The 2,759-nt window shown below is 66.9% G+C and carries 3 protein-coding genes; 1 reads left to right on the forward strand and 2 read right to left on the reverse strand.

Features of this window, described 5'->3' with window-relative positions; all coding sequences use genetic code 11:
• Positions 1–1,761, reverse strand: a 1,761-nt coding sequence (locus DBR22_RS18470; protein WP_108600210.1) for a HelD family protein, incomplete at its 3' end; no start/stop codon positions are given.
• Positions 1,762–1,812: 51 nt separating this feature from the next.
• The gene (locus tag DBR22_RS18475; RefSeq protein ID WP_108600211.1) at positions 1,813–2,475 is read right to left on the reverse strand and encodes a DNA-3-methyladenine glycosylase; all 663 of its coding nucleotides are present in this window, start codon (positions 2,473–2,475) and stop codon (positions 1,813–1,815) included.
• Between the two features lie 81 nt (positions 2,476–2,556).
• On the opposite strand from DBR22_RS18475, the gene DBR22_RS18480 reads away from it, so the two are divergent.
• On the forward strand, positions 2,557–2,759 hold a 203-nt coding region (locus DBR22_RS18480; protein ID WP_308810237.1), incomplete at its 3' end, for an Ada metal-binding domain-containing protein.

Raw genomic sequence — 2,759 nt, forward strand, 5'->3', positions numbered from 1 at the left:
GGTGGGCGTACGGTAGTTGACCGTCAGTTCCTCCAGGTGCCAGCGGTCCCCGAACATGGGCGCCAGGGCCGCCTGCCAGGAGTTGGCACCGGCCACGGAACTCGTCTGCGCGATGTCACCCACGATGGTGAACGACTTCAGCGGGCAACGGCGGACCAGCAGCCGCCACTGCATGGGCGAGAGCTCCTGTGCCTCATCCACCACGATGTGGCCGAAAGCCCAGGTCCTGTCGGAGGTGGCACGCTCCGCCGCGGTCTGCCGGTTTTCCCGCTCCTGGTTCTGTTCGGCGAGTTCCTCCGCGGTGATGAGCACGTCAACACCCATGTCACCCATGTTCACGAGCGTCTGCTTGGCGTTGGCAAGATCGCGGGCGCGGTCGTGCTCCTGCTGGGCGAGGCCGCGTCCGGCAGCCGGGTCGAGCTCGCCCAGGAGTTCGGCCGCTTCATCCAGCAGCGGGACGTCGGACTCGGTCCAGGGGGCATCGGCCGGGCGCAGGAGCAGCGCCTGCTCCTGCAGGGTCAGGTGCGGCGTGCAGGCAGCGAGCACTGCGGGCTTGCTGAAAAGCTCGCTGATGAGCTTCTCCGGAGTCATGGGCATCCAGCAGAGATTCAGCGCGATCCGGACGTCACGGGCGGACCGGACGTCTTCGGCAAGGTAGGAACGGTCGGCGTTGTTGCCCAGGCTCCCGGCCTCCACTAGCTCGGTCATCTGTTCGGTGAGCTCGCGGAGCAGGATCTTGACGAACAACAGCCGCGCCTCGTTGTGGGGCTTGCCCGTGGAACGCGCACGTTCACGTGCCCGGCGCACCTGGCGCGGGGTCAGGACCAGCTTGCGGCCGTCAACGTCGAGGATGCGGTCTTCGGCGGGGATCCGCTGGCGGTTCGCCACCGCGTTGGCTACAACTTCCGCCATGTCCAGGCGCCCCTTGATGGCTGCGACGTCCGCTTCGGGTTCGGCGATGGCGTTGATCCCGGGCATCAGGCGTCCCACACTGGCCATCACCACGCCGGTTTCACCCAGCGAGGGAAGGACGCGTTCGATGTACTTCATGAACGACGACGACGGGCCCACCAGCAGCACGCCGGCAGTCTTCAGCCGTTCCCTGTGGGTGTACAGCAGGTACGCGGCGCGGTGCAGCGCAACGGCGGTCTTGCCGGTGCCGGGACCACCCTGGACGACGAGGGCGCCGGACATGGGAGACCGGATGATGCGGTCCTGTTCCGACTGGATGGTGCCAACGATGTCCGACATCCGGCCCGTGCGCTTGGAATCGAGCGCGGCCAGCAGGGCGCCTTCGCCCTGCAGCGATGCATTATCCGCCAGCATGTCCGCGTCCAGGACGTCGTCCTCGATGGCCTTGACTTCACGCCCCTGCAGAATCAGGTGCCGGCGGCGCCGGACGCCCTGCCGGTCGAAGGCGGTGGCCTGGTAAAAGTGCCCTGCTTCGGGCGCCCGCCAGTCAACCATGAGCCGTTGCAGATCGTCCGTGGTCAGGCCGATGCGGCCGATGTACTGGGCCTCACCGGAATCCAGGTCAAGGCGCCCGAAAACGAGCCGGTCGTCAACAGCATCGAGCTGCGCGAGCCGGTCCTCATAGAGGGCAGCGAAAGCATCACGTTCGGAAACATTCTGCATGGTGCCCACGGCACCGGCCCGCCGGACCTGCGCCAGCTGCGTGCGCTTCTCCGCACGGAGTTCTTCCAGCCGCGCGTACAGGCCGGCCACATAGTCCCGTTCGTGGGCCAAATCGGCGTCGAGCATTAACGTTCCCCTATCGCAAAAGACAGACCGTCCATTCTACAACCATTTCGGTTAACGCGATTGAAACTTGGGCGCCCTGACCTTGGCCGCCTTGTAGCGGGACACCGTGGGATCACCCGGCAGCCAGAAACGCCACGGATAGGCAGCGGAGCCGCCGTCCCCGGAGACGCCCACCCGGGGCCCGGAACTGTATCCTCCGGCAGGGACGGGCGGCAGCCGCAGTTCGAAGGGTTCGGTCAGGAGGTCCCGGCCGCTGTCGGCTGTGGTCAGGGCCAGTGTGGTGGCCAACCGGGCCGGGCCGCTCGCAAGATCAACGGAAGATTTCGACGTCGGCCGCCGCACTCCGGCCAGATGCTGTCCCTCCACCACTTCGCCGGCCCGCAGGAGGACAGCCGACGCCGTCCCCGCCGGACCGCAGACAATGTTGGCGCAGTAGTGCATTCCATACGTGAAATACACGTACAGGTGGCCCGCGGGGCCGAACATCGGCTCGTTGCGGGCAGTGGGTCCCCGGAACGTGTGCGACCCCGGGTCCGGATGGAGCGAGTCCCCCGGCCCCATGTACGCCTCCACCTCGGTGATGCGCACGGCTACGGTTCCCTCATGGCTGTTGTGGCTCAGGACCGCACCGAGCAGCTGCGGCGCCACCCGGCGCGCGTCACCGGAGAGCAATTCGCGGAGTGCTTCGGGGCCTGCTGGGCTGCGGACGGTCATGCTTCGACTGTACTAAAAACCTCCACGGTCGTGTCCGATTTCCGCTAGCAGGGGGTGCAGGCGGCTGGCAGGATAGAGGTCATGGACTTCTGGCAGCGCTACCGTGCGATCGACGCCCGGGACACCCGGTTCGACGGTCAGTTCTATACCGCGGTCCGCACCACCGGCATTTACTGCCGCCCATCCTGCCCGGCGCGGACGCCGAAAGCAGCCAACGTCACGTTCTACGAAACATCCGCCGCAGCGCACGACGCCGGCTACCGGGCGTGCAAGCGCTGCCTCCC

Source organism: Arthrobacter sp. HMWF013 (assembly GCF_003061105.1).
Classification (GTDB): Bacteria; Actinomycetota; Actinomycetes; order Actinomycetales; family Micrococcaceae; genus Arthrobacter.